Source organism: Alistipes sp. CHKCI003 (assembly GCF_900021155.1).
In the GTDB taxonomy this organism is placed as follows: Bacteria; Bacteroidota; Bacteroidia; order Bacteroidales; family Rikenellaceae; genus Alistipes; species Alistipes excrementavium.
In genome coordinates this window covers 1-20,678 of the sequence record NZ_FCNT01000083.1, presented here as the reverse complement: position 1 = coordinate 20,678, position 20,678 = coordinate 1, and the positions used below count along the sequence as shown (strand labels likewise).

The following is a 20,678-nucleotide window of genomic DNA, read 5'->3' as shown; positions in this document are numbered from 1 at the left end:
GCGTATTGCCCCGGCATGTGGTTCCGGCATGCATTCTTGGCATGCTGTCCGGTGTGCAAACCCGTCGTGCAGTCTCGGCGTATTGCCCCGACATGTGGTTCCGGCATGCATTCTTGGCGTGCTGTCCGGTGTGCAAACCCGTCGTGCGGTCCCGGCGTATTGCCCCGGCATGTGGTTCCGGCATGCATTCTTGGCATGCTGTCCGGTGTGCAAACCCGTCGTGCAGTCTCGGCGTATTGCCCCGGCATGTGGTTCCGGCATGCATTCTTGGCGTGCTGTTCCGGTGTGCAAACCCGTCGTGCGGTCTCGGCGTATTGCCCCGGCATGTGGTTCCGGCATGCATTCTTGGCGTGCTGTCCGGTGTGCAAACCCGTCGTGCGGCCGCGAAAACGGCCGGAACGCACTGCCGGATTGGGAAAGGAGGTTCTCCGACAAACCGTCTCCCTTACCGTCCTTGGGGGAATGGTTGTTCTGGAAAGTCCCGGATGGCGGTGCGAATGAAGCAGAGAGGCTGTCCGAAACCCGTTGGACAGCCCCTTGCCGTCTCCGGATGATCAGTGGCAGTTGCAGTGGCCCTCGTCGTGGCCGCCGCATCCGCCTTCGCAACCGCCGCTGCAGTCGCCGCATCCGCATCCGCCCTGCAAATCTTCGGGCGTTACGTCGCGCACCGACACCACCTCGACGTCGAAGTTGAGCGTCTTGCCGGCCATCGGGTGGTTGAAGTCCATCTTGACGGTCTGGTCGCCGACCTCCTTGACGATGCCCATCATGCGGTTGCCCTGATTGTCGCTCATGGGCACCTGCGAACCGACGAAGAGGATCTCTTCGGTCAGTTTGCCGTCCACCATGAATATCTCTTTCGGCAGATCCACCTCGGCCTCGGCGATCCGTTCTCCGTAGCCGTCCTTGGGATCGAGCGTGAACGAGACCTTCTCGCCGACCTCCTTGCCGAGGATAGCCTCTTCGAATTTGGGCAGCAGCATGCCTGTCCCGAAGATGAATTCGAGGGGCTCTCCCGGGCGCGACCGGTCTGCGATTTGGCCGTCTACGGTGAGCTTGTAGTCCACGCCGACCATTTTGTTCTGTTCTACTTTCATGCGAATTTGCTGTGTTAAGAAATTAAGTTTTGCAAAGGTAGGATTTTTCCCGCGGGTTTTCGCAAATCGGAGGGAATAATCTGCCCCGTATTTCGGGGCGGCTGCCGAAAACAGCGGGCTTGTCCGCGTTTTCCCTTCTCCCTCGCTCGCTTTTCTCCCCCCCCCGCTCTGCTACTGCTTGCCCCGTGCCGGCATCCTGCGCCATCGCCCGAGCGATGCCGGTCGCACGACGGAACGATCCCTTCGTACCCTTCGGCGGCGGCGAACCGCATGTTTCTTCGATTTCGCACCTTATTTCCCTGCTCGAAGTTCCCCGAAGAGCGGACGAACGCCGGGAAAGGCATCCCCGAATCCGCCGGACTGACAGCGACGAAAAACGCGGGCGGGGCACACGCCCCGCCCGAAAGTCGCCCGTTTCGAGCGTTCGGACGGCGGGGCGCCCTTTTCCGACTTCGGCCGTCCCTGAAGCACCTTCGTACGAAGCAAAAGACGCATCCCGCCATGCGGGACACGGTCGCACGGAGGCGCAAATCGACAGCCGCCCGGCCGCCCGTCCGGGAGTTCGCAACGCAGAAAAGGGCGCGCCGAAGACATGCGCCGGACCGGTAGGGAAGAAGCCGTCCTGCAACTCTCCCCCCCCCGCTTGGGAATTGCCTGTCCGGGTAAAATCCCGAAGAGCGGTAAAAATAGAAACGGGGCTGTCTAACGAATTTTAGACAGCCCCGTTTTATCCGTACTGCTATTCGTGAACTTTTTCCGAATACGCAATTCTCAGGGGTTAAAAAAACTTGTCGGACAGTCCCCCCCCCGATTGTGGTTTCGGCCTGTGTCCGCGAACTTTTCAGTCCGTGTTGCGGCAGCAGAGGTTGCGGTCGCCGTAGCCGTTGTCGATCTTCGACACGTAGGGGAAGAACTTCGCCTCGCGGATCCATTCGAGCGGGAAGGCGGCCTCCTCGCGCGAGTAGGGATGGGTCCACTCGCCGCAGAGCTCCGGGGCCGTGTGCGGGGCGTTCGCCACCACGTTGTCCGTCTGCCCGGCGGCGGCCTCGCACTCGCGTTTGATCTGCACCAGAGCTGCGATGAAGCGGTCCATTTCGGCCTTCGGCTCCGACTCGGTGGGTTCGACCATCAGCGTCTCGTGCACGGGGAACGAGAGCGTCGGGGCGTGGAATCCGTAGTCCATCAGCCGGCGGGCGATGTCGCCGCAGTCGATGTTGTAGTCGTGCTTGAAGTTCGTCAGGTCGAGGATCATCTCGTGGCCCACGCGGCCCGTCTCGCCCGAGTAGTAGGTGCGGTACTCGCCGCGGAGCGCCGCCGACATGTAGTTGGCGTTGACGATGGCCATTTCGGTGCAGCGGCGCAGCCCGTCGGCGCCCAGCATCTTGATGTAGCCGTAGGTGATCGGCAGCAGCATCGCCGAGCCCCACGGAGCCGATGCCACGGCCGTGATGCCCTCTTCGCCGCCCGTCGGGACGATCGGGTGCGACGGCAGGAACGCGCGGAGGTGCTCCGCCACGCAGATCGGACCCACGCCCGGCCCGCCGCCGCCGTGCGGCATGGCGAAGGTCTTGTGCAGGTTGAGGTGGCAGACGTCGGCGCCGATGTATCCCGGGTTCGTGAGCCCCACCTGTGCGTTCATGTTGGCGCCGTCCATGTAGACCTGTCCGCCCGCGTCGTGCACCGCGTCGACGATCTCGCGGATGCGGCTCTCGAAGACGCCGTGCGTCGAGGGGTACGTAATCATCATGCCGGCCAGCTCCGAGCTGTGCTCCTGCGCTTTGGCCTTGAGGTCTCCGACGTCGATGTTGCCCTTGTCGTCGCACGCTACCGTTACGATCTTCATGCCGGCCATCGCCGCCGAGGCGGGGTTCGTGCCGTGCGCCGAGGCGGGGATCAGCACGATGTTGCGGTAGCCCTGCCCGCGGCTCTGGTGGTAGGCGCGGATCACCATCAGCCCCGTGTACTCGCCCGCGGCGCCCGAGTTGGGCTGGAGCGAGCAGGCGGCGAAGCCCGTGATGGCCGCCAGATCCTTCTCCAGTTCGGCGATCAGCTGCAGGTAGCCCTCGGCCTGATCGGCCGGAGCGAAGGGGTGCATGTTCTGGAATCCGGCCAGCGAGAGGGGCAGCATCTCCGAGGCGGCGTTGAGTTTCATCGTGCACGAGCCGAGCGAGATCATCGAGTTGGCGAGCGAGATGTCGCGCAGTTCGAGGCGCTTGATGTAGCGCATCAGGTCGCTCTCGCAGCGGTAGGTGTTGAACACCGGCTCCGTCAGATAGGCGCTCGTGCGGCGCAGCTCGGCGGGGATCGCCTCTTCGGCCGGGCCTTTCGCGGCCTTGGGCTTGCGGCCCTTGGCCTCGGCGAAGATGCGGATCACCTCGTCGACCTCGGCCGGCGTGGTAACTTCGTCGAACGACATGCGCACGCGGCCCTCCGAGGGGTAGTGGAAGTTGATGCCGCTTTCGAGCGCGAGCGACTGGATCACGGCCGCCTCGGCCTCGACTTCGAGCGTGTCGAAGAAGCTGCGGTGCGCCAGTTTGTAGTCGAGCGCTTCGAGCCCGCGGGCCACGGCCGCGGCCGCTCCGTGGGCGGTTTCGGCCGCCCGCCTGAGTCCCTCGGGGCCGTTGTAGACGCAGTAGAAGCCCGTCATCGAGGCCATCAGCGCCGAGGCGGTGCAGATGTTCGACGTGGCCTTCTCGCGTTTGATGTGCTGTTCGCGCATCTGGAGCGACATGCGCAGCGCTTTGCGGCCCAGACGGTCCACCGAGACGCCGATGATGCGGCCCGGCATGTTGCGTTTGTAGGCTTCGCGCGTGGTCATGTAGCCGGCGCTGGGTCCTCCGAAGCCCATCGGCGTGCCGAGGCGCTGGCTCGAACCCACGGCGATGTCGGCGCCCCATTCGCCCGGCGCCTTCAGCAGCGCGAGCGACAGCAGGTCCGCCACGGCCGTAACGAGCGCCCCCTTGGCGTGAGCGGCCGCGGCGAAGGCGGCGTAGTCGCGCACATGGCCGTCGGCGGCGGGATACTGCACGACGGCGCCGAACTCCTTGCCCGTGAATTCGTACTGGTCGTAGTCGTCGACGATCAGTTCGATCCCGAAGGGTTCGCTGCGCGTGAGCAGCACGTCGAGCGTCTGCGGGAAGAGGTTGCGGTCGACGAAGAGCTGGCAGCGCCCCTCCCTGACCGCCTCGCGCGAGCGCAGGGCGAACATCATGAGCATCGCCTCGGCCGCGGCGGTCCCTTCGTCCAGCAGCGAGCAGTTGCCGATCTGCATGCCCGTGAGCGAGATCACGGCCGTCTGGAAGTTCAGGAGCGCTTCGAGGCGGCCCTGCGAGATTTCGGCCTGATAGGGCGTATAGGAGGTGTACCATGCGGGGTTCTCGAAGACGTTGCGCACGACGGCGGCCGGCACGGCATTGGGGTAGTATCCCATGCCGATGAACGACCGCAGGCAGCGGTTGCGCTCGGCCAGCGAACGGATGTGCGCCGCGTACTCGTATTCGCTCATGCCCTCCGCGGGCAGCGCGATGGGTTTCTTCAGACGGATGGACTGCGGGATCACCTGTGCGATCAGTTCCTCGACCGATCCGACGCCGATGGTCTCCAGCATGGCTTTCAGGTCGCTTTCGCGGCTCACGCCGATGTGGCGCGTAGTGAATTTGTCGAACATTGCGTTTCTGTGGTTTGTTATTTGGTTAGTCATTGTTTCAGTAGCGGAAGCTGCTGCCGCCGATGAACTCGCGGAGCACCGACGTGGGCGGAATTTCCTCGGGTCCGATCGGGATGAAGTTGTCGAGGAAGGCGAGCATGCGGCGCGCCTCGTCGTATTCGGGGACCGTGTCGGGCACTTCGCGCAGGATGGGTTCGGCGAAGTTGCGCAGGACCGAGATTTCGTAGAAGAGCGACGAGTTGAGCATCACGTCGGCGTTCTCCTGAAAGGGGAATATGTGCTTCTCCTCGCCGCGCCGCACGCTCGCCCAGCGCGAGAGGGTCTGGAGCGCGTCGGCGCCCCGCTGCGTGTAGTCGCGCGTGAGGCGGCGCAGCAGCCGGTTGTCCGTGGTGGCGATGCGCGAGACGTTGTCCATCGCCACGGAGGTGAAGCACGAGATGTAGATCTTGAACTTGAGCCGGTCGGGGATGCTCGGCGTCAGCGCGGGGTTCAGTCCGTGGATGCCTTCGACGATGAGGATCGAGCGTTCGTCGAGCGTCAGCGGGTTGCGGTGCCACTGGCGTTTGCCCGTTATGAAGTCGTAGCGCGGGATGTCGACGCTCCGGCCCTGCATGAGGCGGTGCAGATGGTCGTTGAACAGCCCGAGGTCGATGGCTTCGAGCGCTTCGTAGTCGTATTCGCCGTTTTCGTCCTTCGGGGTCTTTTCGCGGTCGACGAAGTAGTCGTCGAGCGAGATGAGCACGGGCTTGAGCCCCAGCACGCCCAACTGAATCCCGAGCCGCATGGCCGAGGTGGTCTTGCCGCTCGACGAGGGGCCCGAGATCAGCACCGTGCGCACTCCGCGCGAGAGGTTGGCTTCGAGGATCGAGTCGGCCACCCATGCGAATTTGCGTTCGTGGAACGCCTCGGCTATTTTTACGAGTCCTCCGCCGTCGCCGGCGAGCACCTTGGCGTTGATGGCGCCCACGGTCGGCACGCCCATGATCCGCACCCACGACTGGTACTCTTGGAAGATGCCGAACATCTTTTCCTGATGGATGCGCATGTTCAGCCGGTCGGGGTCCGTTCGCTGGGGCAGGGCGAGGTAGAATCCGTTGTAGTAGGGCTCGATGCCGAACAGACGGACATAGCCCGTCGAGGGGGCCAGCGAACCGTAGAAGTAGCCGGCCAGCCCGTCGAGGGTGTAGAGCTTGCTGTACAGGCGCGGACGGGTGTCGATGAGCGCCACCTTGTCGTCGAGGCCCTGCGCCTCGTAGATGGCGCGCACCTCCGAGGTGAGCGCCTTCGTGCGTTCAATGGGCAGGTCGCGTTCGACGATCCGCTGCATGCGTTCCCGGAGCGCGTCGGCGTCGGCGCGCGTGAATTCGTCGATCCCCTCCAGTTCGCAGTAGAAACCGCTCGTACCCATCGAGTGCCGGATGTGGAGCGTATGCCCGGGAAAGAGCTCGCGCGCCGCCTTCTGGAGGATGAACCACGACGTGCGCTGATAGACGCGGATGCCCTCGAACGAGGTGATGTCCACGAAGCGCAGCGTAACGGGGGTATATATTTTGTAGTCGAGCTCCTTGATGCGGTTGTTCACATAGGCTGCCAGAAAAGGCCGGGGCCCCGCGATGCCGAGCCGCTGTTCGACTTCGCGCAGCGTGGTGCCCATGGCGACCTCGATCGTGCCGCCGATGTTGTCGCATACGACTTCAATGGTGTCGGACATAAGATTTTCCGGATAATGGTGTGTAAAGATAACGATTTTCTTCGTAACTTTGACATTCGGTAAAAGATTTTAAGCGGATCTATGAAAAAGACAATACGTTTCGGACTGTTCTGCGCCTTCGCGCTTCTCGCGGCCTGCGCTCCCCGCGAGCGTACCGTCGTCCTGCTCTCGACGAACGACATCCATGCCCGGATCGAACGCTTCCCGCAGCTGGCCGCGGCCGTGGAGGCCTGCCGCGACACGGCCCGGATCGTCTTTCTGGTCGACGCGGGCGACCGCTGGACGGGCAACGCCTACGTCGACATGGCCGAGGGCCGTCGTCCGATCCTCGAACTGATGAACCGTCTCGGGTACGACGCGGCGACGGTGGGTAACCACGAGTTCGACCCCGGACAGGGGGTGCTGGGCGACATGCTCCGCTTCGCGGAGTTCCCGGTCGTCTGCGCCAACCTCCTCAGCGATACGACGGCCGTGCCGCAGCCTGAGCCCTGCGTCGTCGTGAAGAAACACGGGGTGAAGGTCGGCTTCGTCGGCGTGGTTACCAACTACGAGGGCGACGGCCATCCGGCCGGACAGGAGGCCGTCTTCCGCGGGCTCTCCTTCCCCGATCCGCAGCGGATGGCCCGCCGCTTCGCCTCGATCGCCGACCGTTGCGACGTGCTGGTGCTCCTCTCGCACATGGGGTCGACGCACGACCGCGAACTGCTTGCCGCCGAGACCGCCTACGACGTGGTGATCGGCGGCCACAGCCACGAGGAGATCGACGAGGAGGTGAACGGCACGCTGCTCACGCAGACGGGCAAGAACCTGCGCAACATCGGCGTAACGACCGTCCGCCTGCGCGGACACGAGGTCGCGGGCGTCGATTTCCGGCTGGTTCCGCTGGACGCATACCGGCCCGATCCCGAGTACGCCGGCATGGTGGAGCGCTACTATGCGAATCCCGACCTGCGCAAACCCGTGGGCGCCTTCGCGCAGACCGCCGTGCAGACCGGAATAGCGAACTGGCTGACGGATCTCATGGCCGACGAGACCGATACGGACGTGGCTTTCTACCACATCGGGGGCGTGCGTCTGGACAGCATCCCCGCGGGCGAGGTGGCGCTGTCGACCCTCTTCGACCTCGAACCCTTCGGGACGGAGATCTGCACGCTGCGGATGACGCCCGAGCAGATGCGCCGGATGATCCTTTCGAAGTACAACGACCCGGTGAATACGAAGGAGGCGCATCGCATCGACCTCTATTCGACGACGCCCTATACGATCGTTACGGACGGCCGCGACGCCGTGGATGTCCGTTTCCCGGAACTCACGGAGGGCCGGACCTATTCGGTGGCGGTCAGCAACTACATTTATAATAAGTACGACGATCTCCACTACACGGACGGCGTCGAGACGGGTCTGCTCGTTACGGACATGCTGCTCGAAGAGCTGGAGGACGATTCGCCCGTGGTGCCCGACAACACCCCGCGGCAGCGGGTTGCGGAGCGGTAAATCCCCTGCGCATGCCGGCCGAACGACGGTCCGCCGCCCTCTGTGGCGCGCGGACTGTTTCTGTTCGTCCCGTTCCCGCTCGGTGCCGTTCCGGCCGCGGGCCGTTTCTGTTTCGGCTCGTTCCCGCTCGGTGTTGTTCCGGCCGCGGGCTGTTTCTGTTTCGGCTCGTTCCCGCTCGGTGTCGTTCCGGCTGCGGACTGTTTTTGTTTCGGCTCGTTCCCGCTCGGTGTCGTTTCGGCTGCGGACTGTTTCTGTTTCGGCTCGTTCTCGCTCGGTGTTGTTCCGGCTGCGGGGCATTTTTGTTCGGGCGGCGGCATGCTCCGCAGTCTGTGTCCCCTTCGGTTGCCCCGAGAGCCTCGAAAGACGACCGATAAAGTATATTTTTCTGATTTTTTCTGTCGTGTCTCCGACATTGCTTTCGCCGTGTTCGGCCGTTCGCAATCCCGATGCGGCGGCGTGCACCCGCCCGAGAAACATGCCGTTCCGCTGCCGGGAACAGCAATACCGCCGACACGATCACATAAGGTTGCCGGGGCGTAGTTCGCACCGCGTTCGACGCTGTTCCCGGTTTGGCGACACGGTCGCTTCATCCTGCCTCCGGTCTTACCCCCCCCTCCTCCGGCGGTCATCGTACAAGCGCGGACGCTCCCGGCCCCGCGAAAACAACTCTTTTATTATCGGATAAAGTTCGTATCCTCGTTTTCTGCCTTCCGTCCCGCGGTTCTCTCTCGGCCCATGGCCTTCTCCCGGCCCTCTTCCAGTTTGCGGTTCTTTCCCGTCCCGCGGCTCTCTTTCGACTTGCGGCCGAGCTCCGCAACGCTCGGTTCGGTTTTTTCCCGGACTGCGGCCGCGGCAAGCACTGCCGATTCCCGCTCTCGCAGGGTGCGGCGCATGAACGTAAGTGCGCTGCATGGTGAACCCCGCGTTCTCGGAGTCGCAGCTTAAGAACCTGCGGCGCCAGAATCGACACCTTGTCTCGACCCACCGTCGAAAATTAGTTTTCTTACAGGCCAGCCGAAACCCTGCTCACGGTTCCGGCCGGCCTTTTTTTGTCCGCGACGCCCCTGTCCCGGCATCTTTCTGTCCGGCCCCCGTTTCCGCCGCTCCCCAGCTCCGACCGTTCCGCTCCTCTGTTCTGATGAGAAAGGACTGCCCGACAGGATTTCCTCCTTCGGGAATCGCGTATGCCGAACGGAACGGCGGTGCGAACGAAAAGAGGCTGTCCGAACTCGTCAGACAACCTCTCCTGCCGGCAGCGAAGCCGGCGCCGGCATTTCGTGCGCAATGCGAGTGCCCGTCCGCCGCCCGTGCCCGCATCCCGTGCCCGCCTGCATCCCGCGTCCGCATCCAGCCGCGAGCAGCAGGATGAGGGCGGTGCAGGCTCTATAATTTCCGGTCGATCACCGCGCGGATGCGGTCGAAGACCTCGTCCATCGAACCCACTCCGTCGACGTCGGCATACTTGTCCTGTTTGGCGTAGAAGTCGGCGACGACCTGCGTCTGCCGGCGGTAGACTTCGATACGGCCGCGGATCACCTCCTCCGAAGCATCGTCCGCGCGGCCCGAATCCTTGCCGCGGAGCAGGATGCGTTTCACCAGCTCCTCCTCCGGCACGTGGATGTCGACCATCAGATCCACCTTCAGCCCGTGCCCGGCCAGAATCCGGTCGAACTCCTCGGCCTGCCTCGTCGTGCGCGGAAAACCGTCGAAGATGCAGCCTTTCGCCTCCTTGTGTTCGGCCACGTAGTTGGCGATCATGTCGATGACGATTTCGTCGGGGGCCAGCTTGCCCTCCCTGATGTAGGACTCCATGCGTTTGCCCAGCTCCGTGCCGCGGGCGATTTCACCTCGGATCACTTCGCCGGTGGAGACATGATGGATGCCGTAGTGCTCTTTCAGTCGTTGGGCCTGCGTGCCTTTGCCGCAGCCCGGTGCGCCGAATAAGACGATGTTAACCATGTTTCAGATCGTTTTTATGATTCGTGATACAAATTTACGTTATTTTTTGCGGAAACAAGGGATTTCGCCTAATTTTGTGAAAAATCCGAAACTCATGGAGAATAAGAAACGCACGGAGATCGCCGAGCTGGGCGAGTTCGGTCTGATCGACCGGCTGACACGCGCTTTCGGCAAGGGCAACCCGTCGACCGTGGCCGGCGTGGGCGACGACGCGGCCGTGATCGCACCGGCCGAGGGCGAGGTGGTGCTCTGCTCGACGGACACGCTCTACGAAGGGGTCGATTTCGATCTAACCTATTTCCCGCTCAAGCACTTGGGATACAAGGCCGTAACGGCCGGCGTGAGCGACATCCTCGCCATGAACGGCACCCCCGAGCAGATCGTCGTCTCGCTCGGTCTTTCGTCGAAGCTCCCGGTCGAGGCGCTCGACGACCTCTACGAGGGGATCGCCTTCGCATGCCGCGAGCAGCGGCTCGACCTCGTGGGCGGCGATACGAAGGCTTCGATGACGGGCCTCGTGCTCGGCATCACGGCCGTCGGGGCGGCCGCGCGCGACCGGGTGGTCTATCGTTCGGGCGCGCGCAAGCACGACCTGATCTGCATCACGGGCAACCTCGGCGCCGCCTACATGGGACTGCGGCTGCTCGAACGCGAGAAGCGCGTGCTGGGCGATGCGGAGAACCCCGAGCCGCAGTTCGCCGGATACGAATACCTGCTGGAGAAGTACCTCAAGCCGCGTCCGCGGACGGATGTCGTCGAGGCGCTCGCGGAGGAGGGAATCGTGCCCACGTCGATGATCGACCTGTCGGACGGTCTGTCCGGCGACCTGCTCCAGATCTGCAAGGCTTCGAAGTGCGGTGCGCGCATCTATCTGGACCGCATCCCGATCGCCCGCCAGACCTCGGCGCTGGCCGAGGAGATGCACACCGATCCGGTGATCGCGGCGCTCAACGGCGGCGAGGACTACGAGCTGCTCTTCACCGTGCCGCTCGCGGTGCGGGAGCGGGTGATGCGTCTGGGGCTGGTCGATGTGATCGGCCACATCACCGACGAGGCATCCGGAGCGTTTCTCGTAACGCCCGACGGCTCGGAGATCCGCCTCCGGGCGCAGGGCTTTCCGGAAAAAGAGGCCGCGAATTAGAAAAAAACGTCGCACGGATTGCGGATTGCGAAAAAATCCGTATATTTGCGCTCCCCTCGGGGAATAATTAACCGATTAAAGTCATGAACAATTACGAAACCGTTTTCATTGTTACGCCCGTCCTGTCGGATGCACAGGTGCAGGAGGTCGCTGACAAATTCCAAGGTGTCATCACCGAGAACGGCGGTCAGATCGTGAACAGGGAGGCGTGGGGCCTGAAGAAGCTCGCCTATCCCATTCAGAAGAAGACCACCGGATTCTATTTCCTCATGGAGTTCACGGGCGAGGGTTCGCTCGTCGACGCGCTCGAAACGCAGTACCGCCGCGACGAGCGCATCATCCGTTTCTTAACTTTCAAGCAGGACAAGTTCGCCGTGGAGTACTCGGAGAAACGTCGTGCGAAACTTTCTAACAAACAGGAGGAGTAAGTCATGGCACAGGAAAACAATGCAGCGCAGTCGGAGATCCGGTACCTCAATCCCGTCTCGGTAGACGTCAAGAAGAAGAAATACTGCCGTTTCAAGAAGCTCGGCATCAAGTATGTGGATTACAAGGACGGCGAGTTCCTCAAAAAGTTCCTCAACGAGCAGGGCAAGATCCTGCCCCGCCGCCTGACGGGTACTTCGCAGAAGTTCCAGAAGAAGGTCGCACAGGCCGTGAAGCGTGCCCGCCACCTTGCGATTCTGCCGTTCGTAACCGATTGTATGAAATAATATAGAGGAGGAGATACCATGGAAATCATACTGATTAAAGATATGGAGAACTTGGGCTATGCGAACGACATCGTGAACGTGAAGCCCGGTTATGCGAACAACTACCTCATTCCTCAGGGTTATGCCAAGGCTGCGACCGCTTCGGCCAAGAAGGTGCTGGCCGAGAACCTCAAGCAGCGCGCCCACAAGGACGCCAAGATCCTCGCCGACGCGCAGGCGTTGGCCGAGAAGATCGCCAACCTGCCCGTCGTGCTGACGGCGAAGGCCGAGGAGGGCAAGCTCTTCGGTACGGTTACGGCCGCCGATCTGGCGGAGGCGCTGGCCGCCAAGGGCGTGGAGCTCGACCGCAAGGCGATCGTCGTCGAGGGCATCAAGACCGTGGGCGAGTACGAGGCCGTCGCCAAGTTGCATCGCGACGTGAAGGCTACGATCAAATTCAGCGTAGTCGCCGCGGAGTAATCCGGAGTTGCGATGAACGGCAAGGGGGCTGTCTAACACAAGGGGACTGTCTAACAAGTCCCGAAAATCGGAAATCATGGGGCTGTCTAACACGTTTTAGACATCCCTTTTTTTATTCGTACGGCTATTCGGGAACTTTTCCGAATGCGCAATTTTCGGAGGGTTAAAAAAACTTGTCAGACACTCCCGTGAAATCGTTGAAATCAGACTCGGTAGACAGCTCCTTGCTGTTTTTTCGATGCGCTTTGTCCTTAGACTGAGGAGGTTGCGAGAAGGCCCTGTCGGTCGCCGGCCCGCCCCTCCCTCGCAGCGGTCGGCTGCGGGTCGATGCGCCCCGGCGGGAGCGAAAGCGGGACGGACGCAGAAGCGAGCGGAGACGGCAGAATCGTGAGCTGTGTCCGCAGAGATTCCTTTGATCCCTTTCGTCCCTTTCCGGCTCCGGGAGTGTCCGAAAACGATTTCGTCTCGGCGCTCGGCTTGGCGAAACGGTTGAATCCTTTTCGTCCCTTTCCGGCTCCGGGAGTGTCCGAACCCGATTTCGTCTCGGCGCTCGGGTTGGCGAAACGTTTGAATTTCTTTCGTCTCTTTCCGGCTCCGGGAGTGTCCGAACCCGATTTCGTCTCAGCACTCGGTTTGGCGAAACGTAATTTCCGATTCCTTCACCCGCATCCCCGGACTTCTTCGGGCACTGTTTTTGTTTTTCCGCTCGGAAAGTCGAATACATGAGTGCCGTCCGATCCCGATTCGTTCCGCATATCGCCCTGCTTGTCTGCAACGTCATTTGGGCGATGGACTATCCGTTCTATAACCTCGTGCTTCCCCGCTATATCGAGCCGATCGCCATGATCGCGGCTTCGCTGGTCGTTACGGCTCTCCTTTCGCTCGTCCCTCTCCTCTGGCAGAAGGCCCAAAAGGTCGAGAGACGCGACATCCCGAAGCTGATCGGCGCCGGACTGCTGATCGGCGTGGCCCGCAAGGTCTTCATCATGTACGGTCTGTCGATGACCTCGCCGATCGACGGTTCGATCATCGACACCATCGTCCCGCTGCTCGTCCTGCTGCTCTCCGTCGTGCTCGGCATCGACCGATTCACGCGGCTCAAGGTCGCGGGGCTCGTACTGGGCATGGCCGGCGCCGTGGCCGTGGTGCTCACAGGCGCATCGTCGGCGCATGTCCACTCGCATCTTTGGGGCAATATCATGATTTTCCTCTGTGCGTGCGTTACTTCGCTCTATATGGTCTGGTTCAAGAAGCTGGTGGCCAAGTACGACATCACGACGATGCTCCGGTGGGTCTATTGCACGGCGGCCGTCGTGATGCTCCCTTTCGGCATCCGGGACATCGTTCATACGGATTACGCGCTCATCGCATCGAGCGGCAAGGTGCTCTTCTCGGTATTTTTCGTGTTGATCGCCCCGACCTACGTGCCGAATCTGCTGCTCAATTTCGCCCTCAAGTTCGTGCAGCCCGTCGTAACGAGTATCTACACCTATCTCCAGCCCGTGCTGGCAATCATCATTTCCGTCTGGATGGGGCTCGACCGGTTGCATGTCGACACGGTCTGTTTCGCCCTCGTGATCTTCGTGGGCGTGGGGCTCGTGCTGCGTTCCTACCTCACGCATGAGGATCCGCCGGCGAGCAGGGTCCACTGAGTGCGGCTGTGCGCAGCCGCGCGGATGGTCCGGGCGGGGAGCGGCGGTCCTGTTCCGCTTCGCGCGTTTCTCCGCACGTCCGCTGCGGATGACATGCCGCGTACCGGGCGGTCGGACGGTTGTCGGGGCGGGGTATCCGGCGGGCTGCTTTGATGTGGCAGGCCCTTGCCTCTCGGGGGAGGGGGCCCGTCGGCATTTACCCACGGGCTTTCGTACGAAATGGCGGCATCCGATTCCGCGTTTCGATTCCGCGTTTCGATTCCGCGTTTCGATTCTGCGTTCTGATTCCGCATTTGATTCTGCATCTGTTTCCGCGTTCCGATTCCGCGTTCCGATTCCGCGTTCCGATTCCGCGTTCCGATTCTGCGTTTCGATTCCGTGTTCCGATTCCGCGTTCCGATTCCGCGTTCCGATTCCGCGTTCCGATTCCGCGTTTCGATTCCGCATTCCGATTCCGCGTTCCGATTCTGCATTCTGCATCTGTTTCCGCGTTACGCTTTCGCATCTGCATTCCGGTTACGGGGATTCCGTGAGGTGCACTCCGGTTCGGGTGCCGGGAGCCTTGCCGGCGAAGAGGAGGGCCGATTCTTTCGGAACCCGAACGTTTGTCGACGAACATTTTAGAATATACGGACGGATAAACAGGAGAGGCCGTCCCGTTTTTCCGTTCCTTTCGGAGGGTTTCCTGTTCGGAGAGTTTCCTGTCGGAGTTCTCCCCCGGGAACCGGTACGAATGAGGAAGAGGAGGGGGCTGATGAGGTTTCAACGCTTTGAGAATTAGCCTCTCCGGGGGCGAAGGCGGTGCGAATGCAGAAAGAGGCTGTCCGACAAGTTTCGGACAGCCTCTTTGCGGATCGTTTCGCAGGAAGAGCGGAATTACTTCTCCTCCTTCTCCATGGCGGCTTTCAGGGCGGCCAGACCGGCGATGTCGCCCAGCGTGGTCTTTTCGACCGAAGCGTTGATCTTCTTCACGGTAGACTTCGTAGCGTCGGCCGCTGCGCGTTTCTCGGCCTTCTCGGCTGCGTATTCGGCCTTCTTGGCCTCCTCGAACAGACGGGTGTGCGAGAGCGTGATGCGCTTGGTGGCTTTCGAGAATTCGAGCACTTTGAAGGGCAGCTTCTCGCCGGCCTTGGCGGTCGTGCCGTCCTCCTTGACGAGGTGACGCGCCGGGGCGTATCCTTCGATGTTTTCGCCCAGCGATACCACGGCACCCTTCTCCGTGAGCTCCGTAATGGTGCCTTCGTGTACGCTGTCCGGAGCGAACTGCCCCTCGATGGCGTTCCAAGGATTCTCTTCGAGCTGCTTGTGGCCGAGGCTCAGACGGCGGTTGTCCTTGTCGATTTCGAGCACCACCACCTCGATGTCGGCGCCTACCTGCGTGAACTCGCCCGGATGCTTCACCTTCTTGGTCCAGCTGAGGTCCGAGATATGGATCAGACCGTCGATGCCCTCCTCGATTTCGACGAATACGCCGAAGTTCGTGAAGTTGCGCACCTTGGCCGTGCAGCGCGTGCCGACGGGGTATTTGGTCTCGATGTTCTCCCACGGATCGGGCGTGAGCTGCTTGATGCCCAGCGACATCTTGCGCTCCTCGCGGTCGAGCGTCAGGATGACGGCCTCGACTTCGTCGCCCACTTTCAGGAAGTCCTGAGCCGAGCGCAGGTGCTGGCTCCACGACATCTCCGATACGTGGATCAGACCCTCCACGCCGGGGGCGATCTCGACGAACGCACCGTAGTCGGCCATCACGACGACGCGGCCCTTCACATGGTCGCCCACCTTGAGCGAAGCGTCGAGCGCCTCCCACGGATGGGGTTCGAGCTGCTTGAGACCCAGAGCGATGCGCTTCTTGGCATCGTCGAAGTCGAGGATCACGACGCGGATCTTCTGGTCGAGCTGCACGACCTCCTCGGGGTGGCTTACGCGGCCCCACGACAGGTCCGTGATGTGGATCAGACCGTCGACGCCGCCCAGATCGACGAATACGCCGTACGAGGTGATGTTCTTGACGGTGCCTTCGAGGATCTGGCCCTTCTCCAGCTTGGACATGATGACCTGCTTCTGGGCTTCGAGCTCGGCCTCGATGAGCGCCTTGTGCGACACGACCACGTTGCGGAACTCCTGATTGATCTTCACCACCTTGAACTCCATGGTCTTGTCGACGTATACGTCGTAGTCGCGGATGGGTTTCACGTCGATCTGCGAGCCGGGCAGGAACGCCTCGATGCCGAAGACGTCGACGATCATGCCGCCCTTCGTGCGGCACTTGATGTATCCCTTGATGATCTCGTCCTTTTCGAGCGCCTCGTTGACGCGGTCCCACGACTTGAGCTGGCGGGCCTTCTTGTGCGACAGCGCGAGCTGGCCGCTCTTGTCCTCGGCCGACTCGACGTAGACCTCGACCTTGTCGCCGACCTTCAGATCGGGATTGTAGCGGAACTCCGACACGGGGATGATGCCCTCGCTCTTGTAGCCGATGTTCACGACCACTTCGCGTTTGTTGATGTGCATGACGGTGCCCTCGACCACCTCGCCGACGGCTACGTTCGACAACGTCTTGTCGTAGGCGGCGGCAATCTCCTCCTTGGGTTGGTCGTACACGCCCAGATCGTTCTCGAATGCGTTCCAGTCGAAGCTCTCGTTGGCGACTGCTTTGTTGTTTTCTTCCATAGCGGAAATGAATGTGCGATTCAATCGCTCGTTAAATGGTTAATAATAAATTCGTTGCCCGATGCGGACATCGCACGGGCGCACAAATATACGGCTTTTCGTCCGGACGGCCAAAAAAAGCGGCTTGAATTTCTATTTGTCGGGCGGAACGGCGCCGGGCGGATGCGGCGACGGCAGGCGGACGGCCTCCGGCTGCCGTTCGCGGCCGGCGCGCTCCGCGCAGAAGACGAAGTGGGGCATGTCGACTCCGCGAAAGCGTTTTACGACGGTGTCCGTCCGCCGCATTCCGTTGCGCAGCGCCACCCGCTGCGAGGCGACGTTGCTGTCGCGGACGAACGAATAGATGCGCTCCATGCCGAGCGGTCCGAACGCGAGGCGCTTGCAGGCCGCGGCGGCTTCGGTCGCATAGCCCGCGTGCCAGCAGTTGCGGCACAGCAGGTAGCCGATCTCCGGCACGCGCCGTTCGCGGTAGGGCTGCATCGTGATGCCGCACTGGCCGACGAACGTGTCGTCCGACTTGCGGATCGCGGCCCAGAGCCCGAATCCGTCTTGCGCATAGCGCATTTTCTGACGTTCGAACCACTCGGTCGCTTCGCGGTCGGAGAGGGGGCCTTCGTAGGCATACATCACGGCGGGGTCTTGCAGCATGCGCCGCAAGGCTGCGAAATCGCTGTCGCGGAGTTCGCGGAGGAGCAGCCGGTCGGTTTCGAGGATCGTATCTTTCATCGTGCGGTCTTGTCGTGCAGTCTCACAGGACAGTCTTATCATGCACTTTTGTCATGTAGGTTTGTCGTGCAGTCTCGGCGGCGGGATCATATGTACGCTCCGGGCGGAGCGCGGAGATTCGTCTTCGGCTTCCGTTCTCGCGTTGCGGTGCTCCCGGGGAAGGGGCGGTGCCGCAACGCACGGTCGGGAGGCGGTCTTCACGGTGGTCTTTGCGCGGCGCTTCGGGAACAGGGCTCGGTGCCACTTTTCTTACCTGTCGCAGACGTTTGGCAGCATGACGGCTTCGGTGGCCTGCACACGCCTCGGGTGCGCGACAGACCGTCCGCACCCCGGCAGCGAGCGGCCCTTCTGCCCGCGCCGCCGACATCGTGTCGGGCGATGCTGGCGGTCTGCTGCATGTGCCGGTGTCTGTTCCGGCCACTTGTCCGGTCATTTGTTCCGGTATTTGTGCCGGTGTCTGTTCTGGCATTTGTGCTGGTGTTTGTTCCGGCATTTGTTTCGGTATTTGTGCCGGTGTCTGTTCTGGTGTTTGTCCCGACCATTTGTCCCGGCGTCTGTTCCGGCATTTGTTCTGGTGTTTGTCCCGGCCACTTGTCTCGGGCACTTGTCCGACTACTTATCCGGTCATCTGTTCCGGTCATCTGTTCCGGCGTCTGTTCCGGTGTTCGTCCCCGCCGCCTGTACCGATGCAACCGATGGGGGACAAGAGAAACACCGGAGAATCGCGGGAGGGGCGCAAAAAATATCCGGCTTCCCCGATCGGGGAAGCCGGGATCTCTCGGATCGGTAAACCGGTTCTATTACAGAGCGTTCACATGGAGCTGCAAGGCGCTCTTCAGGTTGGCCGCCTTGTTCTTGTGGACGATGTTGTGCTTTGCGAGCTTGTCCAGCATAGCGGTTACCTTCGGAAGCAGAGCCTCGGCGGCGCTCTTCTCGGTGGTATTGCGCAGGGCCTTCACGGCGTTGCGGGCCGTCTTGTGGTAAAGGCGGTTGTGCGCACGCTTGGTTGCTGTCTGGCGGATGCGTTTTTTCGACGACTTATGGTTTGCCATAACTTTTGAACTTTATATTTTTACTTTTTCCGTTTCTTTTTTCGCGGGTCGGAGGACTTCCTCCGCTCCGTCGCATTTTTGCCGGTCCCGGGCGTGGCGGAATCCGATGGATTCCGGCCCTCCCCCTCTCCGGCTCCTTATTCTTCGTACAGCCTCGGCTGTTTGCGGATAGGCGTGAGCCCGCTCCTCGCATCGTTCGCCCGTCCGTCATTTCCGCGTCGGCGGAAACGCCGTTCGAGTAGCCCGTAGGAGAGTCGAACTCCTCTTTCAAGAATGAAAATCTTGCGTCCTAACCGATAGACGAACGGGCCTTTACCGCTATTTCCCCTCCTCGGCGGGGTTACTTTAGCGGTGCAAAGGTAAACAAAAAAGCGGCCCGAACAAAAAAATGGATGAAAAAAATCGTTTCTTCTATTCTTTTAGGGGCCGGACGCTCCGCGACGCGGGATCAAAGCGGATGCCGCCGCCCGCGAAAAGACGCTCGATATGGCCGCTGAGGATCATCTCGGAGGTCGGCAGGTGGTGCAGCGCGGGCGGGTCGATCAGCGCCACGCCGTCGCAGAGCGAGAGGGCGATGTCGAGCTCGTGCGTCGAGAAGAGGATGCACTTGTGCTGCTCGCGGGCCAGACGCCGCAGCAGGGTGCAGAGCTCGTAGCGGTTCGGTAGGTCGAGAAACGCCGTGGGTTCGTCGAGCAGGATCACGGGCGTGTCTTGGGCGAGCGCGCGGGCGATCATGATGCGTTGGCATTCGCCGTCGGAGAGCGTGTCCATCGTCTTCGCGGCGAACGACTCCATGCCCGTCAGCCGCAGCGCATGCCGCACGATTTCGCGGTCGCCGCCGCTCAGGCGGCCGATCCAGTCGGTGTAGGGCGCACGGCCCAGTGCGACGACCTCCTCGCAGGTGAGGTTGGCGATGCGGACCTTGTCCGTGGCGACGAAACCGACGGTCCGGGCCCGTTGCCGCTGCGTGAGCCCGTGCAGCTCCCGCCCGCACAGGCGAATGGAGCCCGAGGCCGAGGGACCCAGACCGGCGATGGCGCGCAGAAGCGTGCTTTTGCCGGTGCCGTTGCGGCCGAGAAGCGCCGTGAGCGCACTGTCGGGGAGGTCGGCCGAAACGCGGTCGAGCAGGATGCGCGAGCCGTAGCTCAGCGTGAGGCGGCGGAGTGTGATGCCCATCAGAAAAGATTGCGGTTGCGGAGTACGACGAATATCACCACCGGGATGCCCAAGAGGGCCGTGATGGTGTTGATCGGGAAGGCGAGGCTCTTGGCGACGAGGTCGCAGACGAGGAGCAGCACGGCGCCCGTGAGCATCGACGCCGGCATCAGGATGCGGTGGTCGGCGCTGGCGAAGAGCATGCGCGCGAGGTGGGGCACGGCCAGCCCGATGAAGCCGATCGGACCACAGAAGGCGGTTACGGTGCCGGCGAGCAGCACGGTCGAGAGGAAGACGAGCCGACGCGAACGAACGATGTCGAGACCCATCGTGCGGGCATAGTTTTCGCCCAGAAGCAGCAGGTTGAGGGGTTTGATCGCCGCGACGGAGAGCGTCAGACCCGCTCCGACGACGGGCGCGATGAGCGCCATCTGGGCGGCCGTTACGTCTCCGAGCGAACCCATGGTCCAGATGACGAACGATTTGAGCGCCGACTCCTCGCTGAGGTATTGCAGGATCTCGACCACCGAGCCGATGCCCGAGCCGAACATCATGCCGAGGATCAGGAGAACCATGATGTCCTTGATGCGGCGGCTGACGGCCACGATGACGAACAGCACGAGGGCCGAACCGAGCCATGCGGCCCCTGCGATGCCGAGCGACTGGAGCAGCGTGTGGTTCGCGACACCGAGCAGGGGGGCGCCCAAAAGAAAGAGCGCCACGCCCAGTCCGGCGCCCGAGCTGATGCCCAGTACGTAGGGGCCTGCGAGCGGGTTGCGGAAGAGGGTCTGCATCTGCAGGCCGCTGGCCGCCAGCGCCATGCCGGCGAGAAGGGCCGTCGAGGCTTTCAGCAGCCGGATCTTGAGGATGATCTCGCGGGATACCGGGTCGCACGCACCGCCGGTGAGCGCGCCCCAAATATCCCCGAACGAGACCGCTACCGAGCCTACGGCCAGATCGGCGGCGAAGAGCGCCGCGAGCAGCAGCGAAAGAAGCACGAAGAGCAGCGGCCGGCGGGTCATCGTCGAAATGAATCGGAGGTGGATATTCCGTGCGTCCGCCGTGCCGGTGCGGACGGGAGGGGCCGCCCGGCGCGGGCGGTGCGGGCGACCTGTAAAACGGTGCGGATGTCGCGGACCGTGCGGACGAGGCGGCCCGTGAGGACCGTGCGGACGGGGGGGT

The 20,678-nt window shown here is 62.3% G+C and carries 15 protein-coding genes and 1 tRNA gene; 6 read left to right on the top strand and 10 right to left on the bottom strand.

The window, feature by feature from the left end:
• Positions 1–554: 554 nt before the first annotated feature.
• From BN3659_RS10625 to BN3659_RS10615, 3 genes are all read right to left on the bottom strand, one after another.
• Positions 555–1,097, bottom strand: a complete 543-nt coding sequence (locus BN3659_RS10625) for an FKBP-type peptidyl-prolyl cis-trans isomerase (RefSeq protein ID WP_091536847.1) — start codon at positions 1,095–1,097, stop codon at positions 555–557.
• An 841-nt stretch (positions 1,098–1,938) separates the two neighbouring features.
• Complete coding sequence (gene gcvP, locus BN3659_RS10620; RefSeq protein ID WP_091536845.1) at positions 1,939–4,764, bottom strand: aminomethyl-transferring glycine dehydrogenase; 2,826 nt, start codon at positions 4,762–4,764, stop codon at positions 1,939–1,941.
• A gap of 37 nt (positions 4,765–4,801) precedes the next feature.
• A complete protein-coding gene (locus BN3659_RS10615; protein WP_091536844.1) occupies positions 4,802–6,475 on the bottom strand; it encodes a nucleoside kinase in 1,674 nt (557 codons plus the stop codon).
• Between the two features lie 81 nt (positions 6,476–6,556).
• Between BN3659_RS10615 and BN3659_RS10610 the strand changes: the two genes are divergently transcribed.
• Complete coding sequence (locus tag BN3659_RS10610; RefSeq protein WP_091536842.1) at positions 6,557–7,969, top strand: bifunctional metallophosphatase/5'-nucleotidase; 1,413 nt, start codon at positions 6,557–6,559, stop codon at positions 7,967–7,969.
• 1,383 nt (positions 7,970–9,352) lie between these two features.
• Here the strand turns inward: BN3659_RS10610 and BN3659_RS10600 are convergent.
• Complete coding sequence (locus BN3659_RS10600) at positions 9,353–9,928, bottom strand: adenylate kinase (RefSeq protein ID WP_091536839.1); 576 nt, start codon at positions 9,926–9,928, stop codon at positions 9,353–9,355.
• Between the two features lie 94 nt (positions 9,929–10,022).
• On the opposite strand from BN3659_RS10600, the gene thiL reads away from it, so the two are divergent.
• From thiL to BN3659_RS10575, 5 genes are all read left to right on the top strand, one after another.
• Entirely contained in the window at positions 10,023–11,069 is a 1,047-nt protein-coding gene (gene thiL, locus BN3659_RS10595; RefSeq protein ID WP_091536838.1) for a thiamine-phosphate kinase, read from the top strand.
• 83 nt (positions 11,070–11,152) lie between these two features.
• Complete coding sequence (gene rpsF, locus BN3659_RS10590; RefSeq protein WP_091536836.1) at positions 11,153–11,497, top strand: 30S ribosomal protein S6; 345 nt, start codon at positions 11,153–11,155, stop codon at positions 11,495–11,497.
• Positions 11,498–11,500: 3 nt separating this feature from the next.
• Positions 11,501–11,782 (top strand): 30S ribosomal protein S18, encoded by a 282-nt coding sequence (rpsR, locus tag BN3659_RS10585; RefSeq protein ID WP_091536835.1) that lies wholly within the window; start codon positions 11,501–11,503, stop codon positions 11,780–11,782.
• An 18-nt stretch (positions 11,783–11,800) separates the two neighbouring features.
• Positions 11,801–12,241, top strand: coding sequence for a 50S ribosomal protein L9 (gene rplI, locus BN3659_RS10580; RefSeq protein WP_091536833.1), 441 nt, complete (start codon positions 11,801–11,803; stop codon positions 12,239–12,241).
• 722 nt (positions 12,242–12,963) lie between these two features.
• Positions 12,964–13,893, top strand: coding sequence for a DMT family transporter (locus BN3659_RS10575; protein ID WP_091536832.1), 930 nt, complete (start codon positions 12,964–12,966; stop codon positions 13,891–13,893).
• A gap of 876 nt (positions 13,894–14,769) precedes the next feature.
• Here the strand turns inward: BN3659_RS10575 and rpsA are convergent.
• From rpsA to BN3659_RS10545, 6 genes are all read right to left on the bottom strand, one after another.
• Positions 14,770–16,563 (bottom strand): 30S ribosomal protein S1, encoded by a 1,794-nt coding sequence (rpsA, locus tag BN3659_RS10570; protein WP_091536830.1) that lies wholly within the window; start codon positions 16,561–16,563, stop codon positions 14,770–14,772.
• A gap of 132 nt (positions 16,564–16,695) precedes the next feature.
• Positions 16,696–17,289: a GNAT family N-acetyltransferase gene (locus BN3659_RS10565; protein WP_091536828.1), complete on the bottom strand. Its 594-nt coding sequence runs from the start codon at positions 17,287–17,289 to the stop codon at positions 16,696–16,698.
• An 800-nt stretch (positions 17,290–18,089) separates the two neighbouring features.
• Positions 18,090–18,341 (bottom strand): 30S ribosomal protein S20, encoded by a 252-nt coding sequence (gene rpsT / locus BN3659_RS10560; protein ID WP_091536827.1) that lies wholly within the window; start codon positions 18,339–18,341, stop codon positions 18,090–18,092.
• A gap of 239 nt (positions 18,342–18,580) precedes the next feature.
• Positions 18,581–18,652, bottom strand: a tRNA-Glu gene (locus tag BN3659_RS10555).
• A 100-nt stretch (positions 18,653–18,752) separates the two neighbouring features.
• The gene (locus BN3659_RS10550; protein ID WP_091536825.1) at positions 18,753–19,517 is read right to left on the bottom strand and encodes an ABC transporter ATP-binding protein; all 765 of its coding nucleotides are present in this window, start codon (positions 19,515–19,517) and stop codon (positions 18,753–18,755) included.
• On the bottom strand, positions 19,517–20,518 hold the full coding sequence (locus BN3659_RS10545) for a FecCD family ABC transporter permease (RefSeq protein ID WP_091536824.1): 1,002 nt from the start codon (positions 20,516–20,518) through the stop codon (positions 19,517–19,519). The genes BN3659_RS10550 and BN3659_RS10545 overlap by 1 nt, the downstream gene beginning before the upstream one ends.
• Positions 20,519–20,678: the final 160 nt, after the last annotated feature.